The organism is Mesorhizobium cantuariense, assembly GCF_042647205.1.
Taxonomy (GTDB): domain Bacteria; phylum Pseudomonadota; class Alphaproteobacteria; order Rhizobiales; family Rhizobiaceae; genus Mesorhizobium; species Mesorhizobium cantuariense.
The window spans coordinates 3,043,476-3,060,631 of the sequence record NZ_JBHRVD010000001.1 but is presented as its reverse complement, the minus strand read 5'-3'; the positions used below and the strand labels follow the sequence as shown (position 1 = coordinate 3,060,631).

Below are 17,156 nucleotides of genomic sequence, written 5' to 3'. Positions count from 1 at the left end.
GCGGTGGCGAAGCGCTGTGGCGCCGGTCATGTAAGACCGGGGACCGGCCTCGTCTTGCCGCTCATATGCGCGCCAAATGTCAGGGCTTGCGGGAAATTCCTGACAGCCACCGCCATAAATGCGGGGCCGCCGGGGCCGAGGGCCATTCGGGCGATGGCTGCAGCTGCGTAGACCCGCGTCGAAAACAATCCTCGCCAGGCCGCTTGATAGCGTCTGCCGGCAGCTTCGCGCCCTGCCCTGCCACTCGGCGCGCCAGCAAGTTCCCTGGCTAGCAGCCAACCGGACTGAAGCGCCATCGAGATGCCTTCGGCGATGATCGGATGAGACTCCCCGGCGGCATTGCCGACACGGAAGATATCCTTTTCATAGCAGGCGCGGATGCCAGGACGGATCGGGCCGGCTGCAAGCCACCGCCCGTCGAGGCGGGCTCCATCCAGAGCATCGCTCACGCCCCGGCAAGAAGCCATGAGATGATGGAAGACCGCGTCAGCGGCCGACACAGGGCAACCCCTCTCGGCGCCATCATGTCCAGAGCCACAATTCCTGCGCAGTCGCGCGAGCATGTCGCGCCTTATGCAGCACGAGATCGACAGCCGGCCACGATCGGCCAGGACCATGCCGCCATAGCCGCCGGGAAACGCCAGCAGCGGCATCAGATCGGGCGCGAGCGACGACCCGGTGAAATGCGCCTTGAAACCAAGCAGGTCCCACCGGCGGCTGGTCTTTTCGAGCTGGCTTGGCAGCGGTCCCGGTTCCCAGGAACCGTGCGCTGCGACAATCACCGGCGCCCGCAAGGTCGTTGTCTCGTCGCCCGAATTCTCGTCCCTCGACTGAATGCGCACCCTTTGCATGTCCCCATCCCGATCGATGACGACGGCCCGGCAAGGCTGGAAGATTTCGGCGCCCGCCGATCGGGCCGCCTGCAAGAGCAGAGCGTCGAGAACGTCACGGCCCAGCGCCCGGCCGAAGCCGTCTTTTGCAGGAGGACCATATTTTGCGTCCGGCATCGGCGCCTCGACGCGGGTCTCGCCGGAAAAGAAGCCTACGCAGCGGATTTCGGGGCCAGCATCAAGGCGCCAGGCATCGCCGATCTCCAGTCGGTCGAGAAGGGCGAGATTGCTGGCTGAGATGTATTCGCCACAGACCTTGCGGCGCGGGAACGCGCTCTTTTCCACGATCGCTACGGACCATCCATGTCGGGCTAGTGTCAGTGCGGCAGAAGCGCCCGCCGGGCCAGCGCCGATGACGATCGCATCATGGGTCGATAGGCTCCTCACGGGTTCAACTCAAAACCGGCATTGTCGCTGGCGCCGACAAAAACATGGGAGAAAGGACCGGCGCGTCGTTCCTCGAGCGGCTTGCGGCCGGCCGCGAGCCAGAGACCGGACAGTTCGCTGCCGCGAAAGCCGGCACGCACGCTCTGGGCCGCATCATGTCGTGTCACGTCATTGACGCCGATCGCCGGCAGAAGATGGGCCGCGGCCAGCGCCGGCATCGATCTCAGCGGTTCCGTCGCAAGGAGCAGCGGAGCCTTCGGCGCCAGTAGGGAAAACAGACGCACCAGCCTGGCGTCGTCAAAATGATGCAGGAACAGATTGACGGTGATCGCGTCGAACCGCCGGCCGCCAGCGCCTTCTGCCCAGTCGAACACGTCTCCGGTGATGCCTTCGACGGTCCACCCCAGCCTGCCGAAATCAGCGGAGAGCTCAGCTGTGAGGAGACCGACGCGATCGAGCATTGTCAGCTCCACCCGAGGCCAATATCTGGCCATGCGCCGCGCCACAGCAAGCATGAAGGTGCCGTCGCCCGCGCCTATCTCCAGAATGCGCCGTGGCGGCTTCGGCGCGAATTTCCGCAGCAACGACGCCATGATCCGCGCCTGGAACATCAGCGCATTGATGCGGCGGAGATCGCGGCGCGAGGCGAGCGCCCGCAGATCGTCGATCGCCAATCCGTCAAGGATTTCCGGGACAAGGCGACGTTGGTTCAGTTCGCTCATGATACTGTTCGAAAAAGCATGGTTTCGGCTGTCAGTCCGGGTCCGAACGACATGCCGCAGCCGAGCAGGCCCGGCGGCGCCTTCAGCATCTCTTGCATCGCGAACATGACCGTCGCCGACGACATGTTTCCGTATCGGCGCAGCACCTCGCGCGACGGCTTGAGCGCGGCGGGAGCAAGGTTCAGCGCCCTTTCAACAGCGTCGAGAATCGAGCGCCCGCCGGGGTGCACCGCCCAGAGATCGATCGCTTCGGTTGGCCGGCCGCCGAGGAAGGCATGCTGGTTACTCAGCAACGCGTCGTGGATCGCCGCAGGGACCTGGCCAGAAAGAACCATGTCGAAGCCATGGTCGCGAATGTCCCACCTCATCAGGTCCCGCCGCTCGTCCGCGACAGCGCAGTGGAAGCTGTCGAGCTTGATGCCGGACGGCTCGGCGGTGACGAGTGCGGCCGCGCAGCCGTCGCCCCAGAGGCAGAAGGACAGCAGCTTTTCCAGTTCGGTGGTTTCCCTGAGATGCAACGTGCAGAGTTCGATATTGACCAGCAGGACTCTCGATTGCGGGTCGGAGCGAACGATGTGACGGGCCAGCTTGAGGGCGTTGACCGCAGCGTAGCAGCCCATGAACCCGATCATGGTGCGCTCGACGCTGTCCGACAGGCCGCAGCTCCGAACCAGGTCCAAGTCGATGCCTGGCGCGGAAAACCCGGTGCAGGTGGTGACGATGAGATGGGTGATGCGCGACGCTTCGTTGCCAAGCTGCAATCCGTCGACGCCTTTTTTTGCAAGTACAGGGGCGGCTTCGCAAAACATCGCCATTCTCGCGGCCGTTCCGGGGAATGCACCGCGGACAAAGGTTCCGGCACGGTCGACATATGCTCCCTCCGGGTCGAGGGCGGGCGCAAAGCAGGAATAGCGGCTCTCGATGCCGGCAAGGCCGGCCATGCGTTCGAAGATCCTCCGGCGGTTGGCAGCAAGCATGGAAGCCGCGAACCGCAGATAGAATTGATGAACCTCATGTTCCGGAACCACTGTCGCGATCCGGTTGATGTAGGCGTCAGCAGACATTTCCGGTCTCACTGGGCGTAGTGCGCTGCGTCGCGCTGCTGCCACAAAGGGTCTTTGCTCAATGGGCACCAATGTTGAGGCGCCGGTTTTGAGCATTGCCTGCTTCACCAACGTTTCCGAAAACGAGTTTCGTCCCAGGCATAGGCGGCCTACCGGATTCGAGGTTGTCCGCCATGCCCCTCCAACGACAGCGCCGTCCCAGGCGCCGCTTTCGGGCTACTGAGACCGCTCGTCGCCGACATCCGCCATCTCGTCCTTAAAGTTAATTTTCGTGCCCTTCTGCACCACAGAGGCGAGGTCTTCGGCATCCCAGTTGGTCAGCCGGATACAGCCGTGCGAGAACGTCGTGCCGATCTTGCCGGGTTCCGGCGTGCCATGAATGCCATAGCTTTCGATGGAAAGGTCCGTCTTCGCCCTGCCCGATATCCGGATAGATCTCGCTGTAGGTGCCCTCGAGCCAGGTATTGGCGACCATTGCGGGGCCGCCATGGCCTGGGCCGCAGATAAACAGGACATCGAGGTCGCGTTCGCGGATAACGCGATTCAGATGCAGATAGAGAAAATTTAGGCTCGGTGTCGTGCCCCAATGGCCGAGCAGCCGCGGCTTGACGTGCTCCGCCTTCAAGGGTTCGCGCAACAGCGGATTGTCGAGCAGATAAATCTGGCCGACCGAGATGTAGTTCGCGGCCCGCCAATAGCGGTCCATGAGATTGATCCGTTCGCGGCCGATCGCCTGCGTCGGCGTCTTGTCATTCATCGACAGTCTCCAGCATCGGTTCGCTGAAGGTAACTGGAGCGGCTTCACCTCCGAGCAAGCCCAAATTGGCGATCGCGCTTCAAACCCACGTCAATCCCATGACAAATAGAAACCATCGGCAATCCGTCAGGGTTTGCGAGCCTGTTTGGCGACAGAGGAGGAACTTTGAGGTTCTTCGGCGGTTAGAGACTGAACCGGCGAGCCGCTCAAGGCAGTGGTCGGCTGTCGCCCAAACACATCATTGAGGAATTACGGACAAGAGCCGCCAAAGGAGCCAGAAAATGCTCGGTCTTTCCCGTGCCCGCGATCGAATGGTCAATGTCCATGTCAGCCGGCGAGGCATCCACGACCGTGAGATTCTGCAGGCAATGCGCGAAGTTCCGCGCGAAGCTTTCGTCGATCCTGGCTTCGAAGAATTCGCTTATGAAGACGGACCGCTGCCCATCGCTGACGGTCAGACGATATCGCAACCTTACATCGTCGCGCTCATGATCGAGATGGCGGATGTCAAACCTGGTGACCACGTGCTCGAAATTGGCACCGGCTCGGGCTATGCGGCCGCCGTGATGAGCAGGATGGTCGAACAGGTGTACACGATCGAGCGTCATCCCGGTTTGGCTGAGACCGCGAAGCGGCGGTTTGAAAAACTCGGCTATCAAAACATCGAGGTCCGGACCGGCGACGGCACCAGGGGTTGGCCGCAAGCGGCGCCCTTCGATGCCATCGTGGTGACGGCCAGCGGGCCCGGTGCGCCGCTAGCCCTTCAGGAACAACTCGATGTCGGCGGCATACTTGTCATTCCGGTCGGCAATGATCCGGATTTGCAACGCCTGCTCAAAATCACTCGAACAGGCGCCGCAACCTACAGCGAAGAGGATTTCGGCGGCGTGCGGTTCGTCCCGCTCATCGGCGAGCAGGGCTGGCCCGAAAACGGCACGCCGGCCGAGGTCGATCGTCCCCTTCGACATCCGCATCCGCTCAGCCTGCCTGAGATGATCGCGATGGCGGCTGAACCGCTTCCGGATTTCGATAACCCGGCCTTCGGCGAATTGTTCGATCGGTTCGCCGACCGGCGGGTCGTTCTGCTTGGTGAGGCAAGCCATGGCACGTCGGAGTTTTACAAGGCGCGCGCGGCGATCACCCGCAGGCTCGTCGAACGGCACGGTTTCACCATCGTTGCGGTCGAGGCGGATTGGCCCGATGCCGCCGCGATCGACCGCTACGTTCGCCATCGTCAGCCGCGAGCCGGCGCCATCGCGCCGTTCCAGCGGTTTCCGACATGGATGTGGCGCAACGCCGATTTTGCGGCCTTCACCGAGTGGATGCGCCGTCACAATGAGAAGCTTGAGCCATCGGGGCAAGCAGGGTTCTACGGCCTCGACATCTACAACATGAGCGGGTCCATCGCCGCTGTTCTCGACTATCTCGACCGGGTCGATCCGCAGGCGGCAAAGATCGCACGCGAGCGTTATGGCTGCCTGACCCCTTGGCAAAACGAACCATCCACCTACGGTCGTGCGGTGCTCACCGCCGGCTATCAGAAATGCGAGAAAGCGGTGCTTGAGCAATGCCGGGACCTGCTCGCCAAACAACTCGATTATGCACCACGCGACGGTGTGGACTTCCTCGACGCCAGCCAGAATGCCCGGCTGATTGCCTCCGCCGAACATTACTACCGGATCATGTACTATGGCGGCGCGGAGTCCTGGAACCTGCGCGACACGCATATGTTCGAGACCCTGGAGCATCTGCTGGATGCCAGGCGGTCCCAATGCCAAGGCAGTCGTGTGGGCGCACAATTCCCACATCGGCGATGCCCGCTATACCGAGATGGGCGTCGTCAGGGACGAACTGAACATCGGTCAGCTCTGCCGGCAGCGTTTCGGCGATGAGGCAGCGCTGATCGGTATGGGTACGCATTCCGGCACTGTGGCCGCCGCCAGCGATTGGGATGGCGAAATGGAGGTGAAGCAGGTGCGCGCCTCCCACGCCGACAGCTACGAGCGGCTTTGCCACGATTGTCGTGTACCGCGCTTTCTGCTCGACCTCGGGCGCGAAAAGGCGCTGCGCGAGCGCCTGCTGGAACGCAGGCTGGAGCGCTTTATCGGCGTGATCTACCGGCCGGAAACCGAGCTGCGAAGCCACTATGCGGACGCTTCCCTGCCCCAGCAGTTCGACGCATTCGTGTGGTTCGACAAAACCACCGCGGTGACGCCGCTTGGGCCGGAGCCTGCCAGAGCAGGTGTTCCCGACACTTATCCGTTCGGACTCTAACCGACACGCACGGCGAGCCCGTGAAGAAGAGAAGTGGAACCGGAACAATTCATCCGGCTTGCGGTTTTGAAACTGAAATCCCCTTTTAAGGAGTTTTCTCATGACCGGAACCAAACATCCAAAGTGGAAAAAACCGAGCGATGCCGACCTGGCGAACAACCCCGGTATCGGCACCTCCAAGGGAACCATCAAGGAAGGCGACGAACTCGAACTTGAAGGCGAGAACACGGTTGAAGGTGACGTCGAAAACGACACGACCGCCAGCGGCGGGATCAATCCGAGACAGAAGGTGCGGACCAACAAATTGCATGCCGTGTTGCATCGTTGCGATCAACCGACCCCGAAGGAGTGAATCATGCCCCTCACGCTCAGCAGTGCCGCCTTTGCCGAAGGCGGTGAAATTCCCGAAAAATACACCCGAGACGGCAAGAACGTGTCGCCGCCGCTGAAATGGTCAGGCGCCGGACAAGACGAAGAGCCTCGTTCTCGTCGTCCAGGATCCCGATGCGCCGAGCGGAACGTTCGGCCATTGGGCAGTATTCAATATCTCTCCGGACACCCAGGAGCTTCCCGAGGCGGAAAGCGGCAAGCCGGGCCCGCAGGCCATCAGGCAGGCGACGAATGATTTCGGCAACGCCTATTACGACGGCCCTGAACCGCCAGTCGGGCACGGCGTCCATCACTACCATTTCCGGCTGGCCGCGCTCGACACGCCGAACCTTGCCATCCCTGCGAGTGCGGGCGTCCAGCGCATCTGGCAGGAAGCGCGAAAACATGCGCTTGAGCAAGCCGAACTCGTTGGAACATACGAACGCAATCGATAATTTGGACGCCGCTCAACGATCCAATCGCCTCGCCCATATCTTCATGAGCGGAGCGGATTTCGGGCAAGGCAGGGGACCGTATGCCGCTGCAGCCAGGCGACGACGATCCCCACCTACGGTCAGCGCATTATCCTTTGCCGCAACCACGCAAAGAACCTGCCGCTGACAGCTGAGCGGACCCGTGTGGCAGCCCAGCGCGCTTTCATGGTTGAGCCGACGTGGCAATCGCAGACGATGTCGTGCAGTTGCCAGTCGTTCAGCTCGAAGAAGCGCTTTGCTTCACCATATGTGTCGTCTTTCAAACCCGACGCGCGCAGCACCGGGTCTTCGAAGGCAACCGAAATTGCCGACCCCTCGCCACGTATCGTTGCACGTGCTTCAGGGTGCAGATGTTCGGTGCCTGTAAAAGCGCCAAGGCATCGCTCGGGATTACGATCGAGCAGTTCAGCCCAACGCTCGATGCGCTGATTTCGTGTCATTGCTGAATATGCAGCCGAGGATTCAATCTTGGCGACGGCATGCAGTTGGTCGAGTGTTTGATGTTTCATGGCCAGCTCCTGTTGAGACGGCGAAGCGCCCACGCCTTCAGAAGCGCCCACGCCTTCAAGGGAATTATCGCGCGGCAATGCTTCGGCAAGAGCGGCAAGCCGGAGAATTCGACACGACCGGAATCGGCCGGCGGGATCATAAACATGCGGGCTGCGTTCATCGACGAGGACCGCTTGTGACAAGCCGCTGATCCGCGATCGGGATGCATCCATGTTCATCCAGCCAATCGACTATTCCCTTGCCGTCTGGTTCGCTCTTGCAGCTGCCTCGACGCTCTATGTCGGCTTTGACCAATACCGCAACAATCCCGAACCGGTGGTGATGAAATGGGTTTCATCCTGGTGACTCTATATGGGTCCGTTGGGGCTGCTGCTTTATGTGCTTGCCGACAAGGAGCCACATCCCGCATCACACCACGAACAACAATGTCGAGGAAAAAGGTGGCGGCGGTCTGATGGTCATCATCGACGTCATTGAGGCTGAATCGGCGGCGAATTCCCTTAGCCGAGGCGGCAGATACCATCCAACCTAAGGTCCCGCACGTGCCAACTCTTGCAAATTTGCGGTGTCGTCCGGAGGTTGCGTTGTTGCACCCTACTTCTTGATAATGTTTCCGTCGCGCAGGTCGAATGCGTCGGTGCCGCGAGCCTGGCGGTAGAAGTCATCCTGGAGTTCGCCCCATTCGCCGAGAAAAGCACCGCAATTGCTGCAATGAATTGGCGTCGACTCCTTGGCGTTGTCGGGAATGTCCATTTGGATAGTCCCGCAAGCCTTGTCGCGGGATTCAAAAAGGACGGCTAGTCCCAGTTCCCTTGCCAGGTTGACGATCGTCTCAGTCAACTCGTCATCCGTATCCTGCAAATGAGGCGCGTCCCTGCGAGCGGCTTCTATCGCCGCTTTGACCGAGACGATATCGCCGTATCGCGCACTTCCAAGCTCCGACGCCAGAAACTCCCTGGCGGTACCGACATTGCCCATCTGGCGATGCTCATGCGGTTCCTCCCCATGGTCACCCCTCGGCTTCATTTTTGGTCCCATCCAAGATGCAGAGCAATCGATGGTACGATTCCGCACGAAACGGCTCAGCCGGTAAGGTGGCAACAGCTTAATGAGGTCGCTCGGGCCTCGATTTTGGGCCTCTCGAAAGTTGACCGGAGCGACCTCGTCCGGGTTTGGCCAACGTGCCCTACGGAACCATCGCTCGGCACAAGGGTTTCCTCAAAATGTCCCTCGAGAGGATGCAAGGAGTGACCATGCGTATGTTGACGATAGTTGTCGCACTTTCCGGGGTGGTCATCACTCAGCCCATCTACGGGCAAACCATCGATCCACAGCTCCCCCAGGTGATGCCACCGCAGGGCGAAGCTCAACCGGAGGAGACGCTGCCTGATCAAGGCTCTCCTGATTTGAATTTCACCGGCGTTGCCATCGTCGCCGTCGAGGATTTGCCTGCGGAAATCAAGGCGCAGGCGGATGCCGTAATCGACCAGACCAGCGCCGAAGATTTGCTTCGCCTGCAAAATTCCGTCGATGCTTCGCCTCAGGCAACATCGGCGTTGAGGGCGAACGGGCTCAACTCCTCGCAAGTCGTCGCGGCAAACATCGATGGCGATGGCACTCTGACGCTGATCATCCAGACGACGACTTGAGCGGCGCCGAACCATACAGATCACGCCGTGAACCACCGAAACGCAACTCGCGGAGAGCCGTCATGGTCGAAGCCGCCGTTCGCAACTTCACCATAAATTTCGGACCACAGCATCCCTCTGCCCACGGCGTTCTTCGGTTGGTGCTCGAACTGGACGGCGAGATCGTCGAGCGCGCCGATCCGCATATCGGCCTGCTCCATCGCGGCACGGAAAAACTCATAGAGCACAAGAACTATCTGCAAGCGCTGCCCTATTTCGACCGGCTCGATTATGTCGCGCCGATGAACCAGGAGCATGCGTTCTGCATCGCCGCCGAAAGACTGCTCGAAATAACGGTTCCCAAGCGCGGCCAGCTTATCCGCGTTCTTTTTTGCGAGATCGGCCGGCTGCTGTCGCATCTCCTCAATGTCACGACGCAGGCCATGGATATCGGCGCGCTGACGCCGCCGCTTTGGGGATTTGCGGAGCGCGAGAAACTGATGGTCTTCTACGAGCGCGCCTCCGGCGCCCGCATGCATGCGAATTATTTCAGGATTGGCGGCGTGCACCAGGACCTGCCTCCAAAGCTTCTGGACGATATCCAGGCCTTCTGCGACCCCTTCCTCAAGGTCTGCGATAATCTCGACGATTTGCTCACCGGCAGCCGCATTTTCAAGCAACGCAATGTCGATGTCGGCGTAATCGGGCTGGATGACGCCTGGGCTTGGGGTTTTTCCGGCGTCATGGTGCGAGGGTCGGGCGCGCCATGGGATTTGCGCAAGGCACAGCCATACGAATGTTACCCGGACATGGATTTCGACATTCCCGTCGGCAAGAACGGAGACTGCTATGACCGCTACCTCGTCCGCATGGAGGAAATGCGCCAGTCGGTGCGGATCATGAGGCAATGCCTAGAAAAACTGCGGTCGCCTGAAGGCCAGGGGCCGGTCGCGATTCCGGACCAGAAGATCACGCCGCCGCCGCGTGCGACGATGAAACGCTCGATGGAAGCGACCATCCACCATTTCAAACTTTACACCGAAGGGCTTCATGTGCCGGCCGGAGAAGTCTACGCCGCCGTAGAGGCGCCAAAAGGAGAATTCGGCGTCTATCTGGTTTCGGACGGGGGCAATGTTCCTTATCGGTGCAAGATACGCGCGCCGTCCTTTGCTCATCTGCAGGCGATGGATTTTCTGTCCCGAGGTCACATGATCGCCGACGTTGCCGCGATCATCGGATCGCTCGATATCGTGTTTGGCGAGATTGATCGCTGACCGGTGCGCAGATCACATGCATTGTCGAAATCGGTGGCCTCGCCCGCATGGCGAATCATACGGCGAAAGCTCATCGAGATATGGGCGCGCCTTATATGGCCGATCGATTCCCAGTCCCCGATCCCAATAGAAGGCGGCCAGGCTTTATCCCGTGTGCGTCAGATTTCGAGCAAGGCAGATACCGAAAAAGCGCCATGGCACTTTCGGTCCGATTCCTTTCGCGTTTCAGGGCTTCCGGGCCGGCAGTGGTGGAGAGGGTTGGATTTGAACCAACGTAGGCATAGCCAACGGATTTACAGTCCGTCCCCTTTAACCACTCGGGCACCTCTCCAGTCTGCCGCCGGAGCCATGCAACGAGGCATCAACGCGTTGGGACCGCCTCAGCAGCCTTCCGCGAAGCGCCTTATGGCGGCACTGCCCAAAACTGTCAACCGCAAGATCCCGCCAAAACGCGCTGAATTTCGTCTGCCATCCGGCAAGCCGTTCGATGCGGCAGTATCCATTGCCGCGCGACACGGTTATAGAAGCCGGTTATGAGCAACGACAGCAATTCCAAGACGCCGAAAGACACCCATTACGCCAAGCTGCGCCGCGCCTATCGCGACGAGAAAAGCGGCGGCGCGCCGGCTTTCAGGCCCCGACAGCCGGTTCCGCCGGGCGAAAATGCCGCGGACGGCCTGGTGCGGCTCTATGGCTTGCACACGGTGCGCGCCGCACTCGACAACCCGCGCCGCAAGATCAGGAAGATGCTGGTGACGCGCAACGCGGCCGAGCGCCTGGAAATAGCCGATCTCGCCACCCTGCCCTTCAAGACGGAACTGGTGGAACCCAGGGACATCGACAAGATCACCGGGTCGGACGCCGTGCATCAGGGAGTGCTGATCGAGGCCGAGCCGCTGAAACCGAAGCGGCTTGATGCACTTGGCGATGCAAGACTGGTGCTGGTGCTCGACCAAATCACTGACCCGCACAATGTCGGCGCCATCCTGCGCTCGGCGGTGGCCTTCGGCGCCGGCGCGCTGATCACCACGGCCCGCCACAGCCCGCAGGAATCGGGCGTGCTGGCGAAATCCGCCTCTGGCGCGCTGGAGCATATCGACCAGATCGAGGTGAAGAACCTCGCCGACGTGCTCGGCCAGTTGCACGAAGCCGGCTTCCGCACCATCGGCCTTGATTCGGACGGGCCGGCCGAACTCGAAAAAAGCTTTGCCGGAGAAAAGATCGCGCTGGTGCTGGGCGCCGAAGGCAAGGGCCTGCGCCAGAAGACGCGCGAGACGGTGACCACGCTGGCGCGGCTCGACATGCCCGGCGCGATCCATTCGCTCAACGTATCGAATGCCGCGGCGATCAGCCTTTACGTGGCGCGGAAGTTTTTAGCAAGTAGCGAGTAGCGAGTAGCGAGTAGCGAGTAGCGAGTAGCGAGTAGCGAGTAGCGAGTAGCGAAAGTCGAATCCCGGCTATCCGTGGCTGCAATCCCTATTCGCTATTCCCTACTCGCTATTCGCTCCTACCCCAGCTCATGCCCGGCCATCCGCTCCAGCGCCCTGACCAGCGCCGAATGATCCTCCTTGGCGCCGCCATTGGCCGCGCAGGAATTGAAAAGCTGCTGCGTGGTGGAGGTGTTGGGCAGCGACACCCCGAGCGCTTTCGCGCCCTCCAGCGCGAGGTTCAAATCCTTCTGGTGCAGTTCGATGCGGAAGCCCGGCGCGAAGGTGCGCTTGACCATGCGCTCGCCATGCACTTCCAGGATGCGCGAGGCCGCCAGCCCGCCCATCAGCGCCTGCCTGACCTTGGCCGGGTCTGCGCCGGCTTTCGATGCAAAAACAAGCGCTTCGGCGACGGCTTCAATGGTCAACGCGACGACGATCTGGTTGGCCACCTTGGTGGTCTGGCCGACGCCGTTCGGTCCGACCAGGGTGATGTTCTTGCCCATCTTCTCGAAGACGGGTTTGGCGCGTTCGAACGGCTTTTCCTCACCGCCGACCATGATGGTGAGCGATGCCGCCTTGGCGCCGACCTCGCCGCCCGAGACCGGTGCATCGAGATAGTCACAGCCCAGATCGTTGATCTTCCTGGCAAAGGTCTTGGTCTCGATCGGTGAGATCGAGCTCATATCGATGACCAGCTTGCCCTTCGACAGTCCCGATGCGACGCCATTCTCGCCGAACAGCACATCGGCCACCTGCGGGGTGTCGGGCACCATCAGGATGATGATTTCGGCAGCCTTGGCCACGGCGGCATGGCCGATGACCGACTTCAGGCCCTTATCGACGAGATCGGCAGGCGGCTTGGAGCGATGGTCGCTGGCGATGACATGATAGCCCGCATCCAGCAGGTGCCCTGCCATCGGCGCGCCCATGATGCCGAGGCCGATGAAGCCGATGGTTTCCATTTTGGTTCTCCGTCTTTTGTTAAGCCGCGTTCTGTCACGCCCCCCTCTGTCCTGCCGGACATCTCCCCCACGAGGGGGGAGATTGGATGTCACCGCTGCCTTCGCCAATTTTTCGAGCGTCAGAAAGTCAAAGGCCGACGCCGAAGCGGCCGATCTCCCCACCCGTGGGGGAGATGGCCGGCAGGCCAGAGGGGGGCGCGAAGGAACGCGAGTTCAAATACGATAGCCCTTAGGGTGCTTACGCCGCCGCACTGCCCTGCCCGGCTAGTGCTTGAAACCAACCCAACCCAGCTTCCGTCCCCGCCTTCGGCTTGTATTCCGCCCCGACCCAGCCGGAATAACCGATGCGGTCGATGTGCTCGTACAGGAAAGGAAAATTGATCTCGCCCGTCCCCGGCTCGTGACGGCCGGGATTGTCCGCAAGCTGGATATGCGCGATGCGGCTAAGGTTAGCCTCGATGGTACGGGCGAGATCCCCCTCCATGATCTGCATGTGATAGATGTCGTATTGCAGGAACAGGTTTTTTGAGCCGACACGATCCATCAGCGCCAAGGCTTGATCCGAGTAGTTGAGGAAGAAGCCCGGAATATCGCGCGTGTTGATCGGCTCGATCAGCAGCCTGATGCCGGCCTGCTCCAGCTTCTCCGCCGCGAAGGCGAGGTTTTCGGCAAAGACATCCTCCAGCACCTTGCGATCGACGCCGGCGGGGGCGATGCCGGCCAGGCAATTGACCTGCTGGCAGCCAAGCGCCTGCGCGTAGGTGATTGCCTTGGCGATGCCCTGGCGGAATTCCGGCACGCGGTCCGGCAGCGCGGCAATGCCGCGCTCGCCCTTGTCCCAGTCGCCAGCCGGCAGGTTGAACAGCACCTGGGTCAGGCCGTTCTTCTTCAACCGGGCAGCGACGACATCGGGCGCATGATCATAGGGGCCGATATATTCGACGCCCTTGAAGCCGGCGCGGGCGGCGGCATCGAAACGGTCGAGGAAGTCATGCTCACCAAAGAGCATCGACAGATTGGCTGAAAAACGCGGCATTCTTTTTCTCCTTTTCTCCGCCAAGCCTTAGTCCAACATGACGATCGCCGTCGGCGCATCTTCGTGGCTCTCGGCAAGGTCCTCGAATTCGGTGACCTTGTCGATCTCGGTGCCCATAGAGATGTTGGTGACGCGTTCGAGGATGAATTCGAGCACGACGGGAACCCGGTGCTCTTTCATCAGCCGCTGCGCCTCCTTGAACGCGGCGGCGAACTCTTCCGGCTTGCGCACCCTGACCGCCTTGCAGCCCATCGCCTCGGCGACGGCAACGTGATCGACGCCATAGCCAGCCTCGGGATCGCCTGATCGGTTGATGTTCTCGAAGGCGAGGTCGACCTCGAAGTCCATCGAAAAACCGCGCTGCGCCTGGCGGATCAGCCCGAGATAGGCGTTGTTCACGACGACATGGAGATAGGGCAATTTGTGCTGTGCGCCGACCGCCAGTTCCTCGATCATGAACTGAAAATCATAGTCGCCGGACAGCGCCACGATGGTGCGCTCGGGATCGGCGGCGCGCACGCCAAGCGCCGCCGGCAAGGTCCAGCCCAGCGGGCCGGCCTGGCCGCAATTGATCCAGTTGCGCGGCTTGTAGACATGCAGGAACTGCGCGCCGGCGATCTGCGACAGGCCGATCGTGGTGACATAGGTGACGTCGCGGCCAAACGCCTTGTTCATCTCCTCGTAAACGCGCTGTGGCTTCAGCGGCACCTGGTCGAAATGCGTCTTGCGCTTCATCGTCTTCTTGCGGGCCTGGCACTCCTTCGCCCAGCCGGACCAGTCGCGCAACCTGCCTGCCATCTTCCACTCGGTGGCGACGTCGAGCAGCATCTTCAACGCCGCACCCGCATCCGAAACGACGCCGAGGTCCGGCGCGAAGACCCGACCGATCTGCGTCGGCTCGATATCGACATGGATGAACTTTTTCCCCTTGGTGTAGACATCCACGGAGCCGGTGTGCCGATTGGCCCAGCGGTTGCCGATGCCAAAGACGAAGTCGGCTTCCAGCATCGTCGCATTGCCATAGCGGTGCGAGGTCTGCAGCCCGCACATGCCGGCCATCAGCCGGTGGTCGTCAGGGATCGCACCCCAGCCCATCAGTGTCGGGATGACCGGCACGCCTGATATTTCGGCGAATTCGATCAGCAAGTCCGACGCATCGGCGTTGATGATGCCGCCGCCGGCGACGATCAGCGGCTTTTCCGCCGCGTTGAGCATTGCCAACGCCTTTTCGGCCTGCGCGCGTGTCATCGCGGGCTTGAACGGCGTCAACGGCTCATAGGCATCGATGTCGAACTCGATCTCGGCCAGTTGGACGTCGACCGGCAGGTCGATCAGCACCGGACCCGGCCGCGACGAGCGCATCAGGTGGAAGGCCTTCTGCAGCGCCATGGGGACGAGATAGGGCTCCATGACGGTGACTGCCCATTTGGCGACCGGCGCGGCAATGGCTGATATGTCGACGGCCTGGAAATCCTCCTTGTTCAGCCGCGCGCGCGGCGCCTGCCCGGTGATGCACAGGATCGGAATGGAGTCCGCGGCGGCCGAATAAAGCCCGGTGATCATGTCGGTGCCGGCCGGACCCGAGGTGCCGATGCACAGGCCGATATTGCCTGCCTTGGCGCGGGTATAGCCTTCCGCCATGTGCGAGGCGCCCTCGACGTGGCGGGCAAGCACGTGGCGGATCGTCCCCCTCGCCTTCAGCGCCGAATAGAACGGGTTGATCGCCGCGCCCGGAACGCCGAAAGCGCAGGAAATGCCTTCCTTTTCGAGAACGAGAACCGCAGCATCGACAGCGCGCATCCTGGCCATTTTCCAGCCCTCCACAGGGTTTGTCATTGTTGGATTGGCTCAGGATGTCAGCAAGCCGGCTATTTTTCAATTTTTTCAGAATATTTTTTCATTTCCAGAAAACGGCTGCTTCTTACTGATTTCTTTTGACTTTTCGTTTTCCAGGAATTCATCTCGCGCCGAGTGAAAAACTTTTTCATTGTGTGTTTGACGAAATCGATCGAGAATGGCGCCATGGAAACGACCGAAAAACGCCAGCGCGGCCGGCCGCGCGCTTTCAACGGGCCATCGGAGGCCAGTTCGGTGCAGTCGCTCGATCGGGCATTGCGGATCCTGGCTATTGTCGCGGAAGGGAGCGGCCTGTCTCTCAGCGAGATCTCAGCGCAGAGCGGGCTTGCCGCCTCCACCGCCTATCGCATGCTGACGACGATGCAAAACCACGGCATGGTCGAATTCGACACCGGCGACCAGCTTTGGTCGATCGGCGTCGAGACCTACCGCATGGGTGCGGCTTTCCTACGCCGCCGCAAGCTGGTCGACCGCGCCCGTGTCGTCATGCAAGAGTTGATGGAGAGAACCGGCGAGACCGCCAATCTCGGCGTCGCCGAGGATGATTGCGTGGTCTTCGTCAGCCAGGTCGAGACGCATCAGGCGATCCGCGCCTTCTTTCGGCCGGGCACGCGCAGCCCGTTCCATGCCTCGGGCATCGGCAAGGCGGTACTGGCGCATCTCGAGCCGGAGCGGGTCGGAACCATCCTGCGCAAGGCAGGCCTGCAGCGCTTCACCGACAGGACGCTGTCCGACATTTCGGCGCTTGCCCACGATTTGGCGAGAATAAAGTTGCGCGGCTGGTCGGTGGACGACGAAGAGCGGCATCCCGGCATGCGCTGCGTGGCATCAGCCATCTTCAACGAATTCGGCGAACCGATCGGCGGCGTCTCGGTGTCGGGGCCAACGGTGCGGGTGACACCCGAGCGGCTGGCCGAGATCGGCCCGCTGGTGCGCGATGCCGCCGCCGAGGTGACCAGGATGATCGGCGGCGTCAGCTCAGCTTGAGATCATACGAACAGCGAAAAGAGGGGTGGTGGGGCGCCCCTCTTTTCAGCTGATTGAAACGCCCCTCCTCAGAGCCGGCAGTAGTGACGATAGCCGTCGTGGCCGAGATAGGTGTCGGAGTCCACGTCGTAGCTCTGGTAGCGATCGTAGCAGCGGCGGACATGCCACGAGCCGCCGCCTTCGTCGACATAGACGGTGCGCGGTTGGGCGAGCAGGCTGCCGAGGACGAAGCCGCCAACGCCGGCGGCAATGCCGATGCCGATTTCGCGGTTGTGGTGATGGCTGTGGGCGGCTGAGGGCTGGACGGTGCCGACCAGCATGGTGGCGGCGACGGCGGTGGCGATGAGGCCGGAAACGAGTGTGCTCTTGAACATAATGATCTCCTTGCTTCGTTGACCAAGGCGACATCCGCCTCTTGATCGTCAGTCGTCGCGGCCAGGAAAAAGGTTCGAATCTTTTTTCTGAAGCCGGCCAAATCGTATGGACCGAGGTCGTGCTGACGGTGACCTGCAAGA

The 17,156-nt window shown here is 61.4% G+C and carries 14 protein-coding genes, 1 tRNA gene and 5 pseudogenes; 8 read left to right on the top strand and 12 right to left on the bottom strand.

What is annotated here, in order from left to right; translation table 11 throughout:
• Positions 1-26 precede the first annotated feature (26 nt).
• The 5 genes and pseudogenes from ACFOJ9_RS14590 to ACFOJ9_RS14570 all read right to left on the bottom strand — a co-directional run.
• On the bottom strand, positions 27-1,277 hold the full coding sequence (locus tag ACFOJ9_RS14590; protein ID WP_378979494.1) for an NAD(P)/FAD-dependent oxidoreductase: 1,251 nt from the start codon (positions 1,275-1,277) through the stop codon (positions 27-29).
• Complete coding sequence (locus ACFOJ9_RS14585) at positions 1,274-1,999, bottom strand: methyltransferase domain-containing protein (protein WP_378979493.1); 726 nt, start codon at positions 1,997-1,999, stop codon at positions 1,274-1,276. The genes ACFOJ9_RS14590 and ACFOJ9_RS14585 overlap by 4 nt, the downstream gene beginning before the upstream one ends.
• Positions 1,996-3,171, bottom strand: coding sequence for a type III polyketide synthase (locus tag ACFOJ9_RS14580; RefSeq protein ID WP_378979492.1), 1,176 nt, complete (start codon positions 3,169-3,171; stop codon positions 1,996-1,998). The genes ACFOJ9_RS14585 and ACFOJ9_RS14580 overlap by 4 nt, the downstream gene beginning before the upstream one ends.
• Positions 3,172-3,279: 108 nt before the next feature.
• Positions 3,280-3,483: pseudogene (locus tag ACFOJ9_RS14575) on the bottom strand (L,D-transpeptidase); the annotation flags it as partial.
• A pseudogene (locus tag ACFOJ9_RS14570) lies at positions 3,467-3,820 on the bottom strand (phosphoketolase family protein); the annotation flags it as partial. The pseudogenes ACFOJ9_RS14575 and ACFOJ9_RS14570, both read right to left, overlap by 17 nt.
• 281 nt (positions 3,821-4,101) lie before the next feature.
• Between ACFOJ9_RS14570 and ACFOJ9_RS14565 the strand changes: the two are divergent.
• The 3 genes and pseudogenes from ACFOJ9_RS14565 (at position 4,102) to ACFOJ9_RS14555 (ending at position 6,918) form a co-directional block, all read left to right on the top strand.
• A pseudogene (locus ACFOJ9_RS14565) lies at positions 4,102-6,094 on the top strand (protein-L-isoaspartate(D-aspartate) O-methyltransferase).
• Between the two features lie 100 nt (positions 6,095-6,194).
• On the top strand, positions 6,195-6,446 hold the full coding sequence (locus ACFOJ9_RS14560; protein WP_378979491.1) for a hypothetical protein: 252 nt from the start codon (positions 6,195-6,197) through the stop codon (positions 6,444-6,446).
• Positions 6,447-6,449: 3 nt separating this feature from the next.
• Positions 6,450-6,918: pseudogene (locus tag ACFOJ9_RS14555) on the top strand (YbhB/YbcL family Raf kinase inhibitor-like protein).
• Positions 6,919-7,037: 119 nt separating this feature from the next.
• On the opposite strand, the gene ACFOJ9_RS14550 reads toward ACFOJ9_RS14555, so the two are convergent.
• Positions 7,038-7,466, bottom strand: coding sequence for a hypothetical protein (locus tag ACFOJ9_RS14550; protein ID WP_378987778.1), 429 nt, complete (start codon positions 7,464-7,466; stop codon positions 7,038-7,040).
• 211 nt (positions 7,467-7,677) lie between these two features.
• On the opposite strand from ACFOJ9_RS14550, the pseudogene ACFOJ9_RS14545 reads away from it, so the two are divergent.
• Positions 7,678-7,887, top strand: a pseudogene (locus ACFOJ9_RS14545) (copper oxidase); the annotation flags it as partial.
• 174 nt (positions 7,888-8,061) lie between these two features.
• On the opposite strand, the gene ACFOJ9_RS14540 reads toward ACFOJ9_RS14545, so the two are convergent.
• A complete protein-coding gene (locus ACFOJ9_RS14540; protein WP_378979490.1) occupies positions 8,062-8,445 on the bottom strand; it encodes a hypothetical protein in 384 nt (127 codons plus the stop codon).
• Positions 8,446-8,720: 275 nt separating this feature from the next.
• Here ACFOJ9_RS14540 and ACFOJ9_RS14535 point away from each other — a divergent pair, with 275 nt between their 5' ends.
• Positions 8,721-9,116 (top strand): hypothetical protein, encoded by a 396-nt coding sequence (locus ACFOJ9_RS14535; RefSeq protein WP_378979489.1) that lies wholly within the window; start codon positions 8,721-8,723, stop codon positions 9,114-9,116.
• Positions 9,117-9,178: 62 nt separating this feature from the next.
• Positions 9,179-10,369, top strand: coding sequence for an NADH-quinone oxidoreductase subunit D (locus ACFOJ9_RS14530; RefSeq protein WP_378979488.1), 1,191 nt, complete (start codon positions 9,179-9,181; stop codon positions 10,367-10,369).
• Between the two features lie 246 nt (positions 10,370-10,615).
• Here the strand turns inward: ACFOJ9_RS14530 and ACFOJ9_RS14525 are convergent.
• A tRNA-Tyr gene (locus tag ACFOJ9_RS14525) sits at positions 10,616-10,700 on the bottom strand.
• A gap of 202 nt (positions 10,701-10,902) precedes the next feature.
• On the opposite strand from ACFOJ9_RS14525, the gene ACFOJ9_RS14520 reads away from it, so the two are divergent.
• Positions 10,903-11,760 (top strand): TrmH family RNA methyltransferase, encoded by an 858-nt coding sequence (locus ACFOJ9_RS14520; protein ID WP_378979487.1) that lies wholly within the window; start codon positions 10,903-10,905, stop codon positions 11,758-11,760.
• Positions 11,761-11,876: 116 nt separating this feature from the next.
• Here ACFOJ9_RS14520 and ACFOJ9_RS14515 read toward each other — a convergent pair whose 3' ends face one another.
• The 3 genes from ACFOJ9_RS14515 to gcl all read right to left on the bottom strand — a co-directional run bounded on the left by ACFOJ9_RS14515 (position 11,877) and on the right by gcl (position 15,606).
• The gene (locus tag ACFOJ9_RS14515) at positions 11,877-12,761 is read right to left on the bottom strand and encodes a 2-hydroxy-3-oxopropionate reductase (protein WP_378979486.1); all 885 of its coding nucleotides are present in this window, start codon (positions 12,759-12,761) and stop codon (positions 11,877-11,879) included.
• Between the two features lie 238 nt (positions 12,762-12,999).
• Positions 13,000-13,797, bottom strand: coding sequence for a 2-oxo-tetronate isomerase (gene otnI / locus ACFOJ9_RS14510; RefSeq protein WP_378979485.1), 798 nt, complete (start codon positions 13,795-13,797; stop codon positions 13,000-13,002).
• Between the two features lie 27 nt (positions 13,798-13,824).
• Positions 13,825-15,606 (bottom strand): glyoxylate carboligase, encoded by a 1,782-nt coding sequence (gene gcl / locus ACFOJ9_RS14505; protein WP_378979484.1) that lies wholly within the window; start codon positions 15,604-15,606, stop codon positions 13,825-13,827.
• 213 nt (positions 15,607-15,819) lie between these two features.
• Here gcl and bhcR point away from each other — a divergent pair, with 213 nt between their 5' ends.
• Positions 15,820-16,641: an HTH-type transcriptional regulator BhcR gene (bhcR, locus tag ACFOJ9_RS14500; RefSeq protein ID WP_378979483.1), complete on the top strand. Its 822-nt coding sequence runs from the start codon at positions 15,820-15,822 to the stop codon at positions 16,639-16,641.
• Positions 16,642-16,709: 68 nt separating this feature from the next.
• Here the strand turns inward: bhcR and ACFOJ9_RS14495 are convergent, their stop codons facing one another.
• Positions 16,710-17,015 carry a BA14K family protein gene (locus ACFOJ9_RS14495; protein ID WP_378979482.1) on the bottom strand — a complete coding sequence of 102 codons (306 nt, stop codon included), beginning with the start codon at positions 17,013-17,015 and terminating at the stop codon, positions 16,710-16,712.
• Between the last annotated feature and the right edge of the window lie 141 nt (positions 17,016-17,156).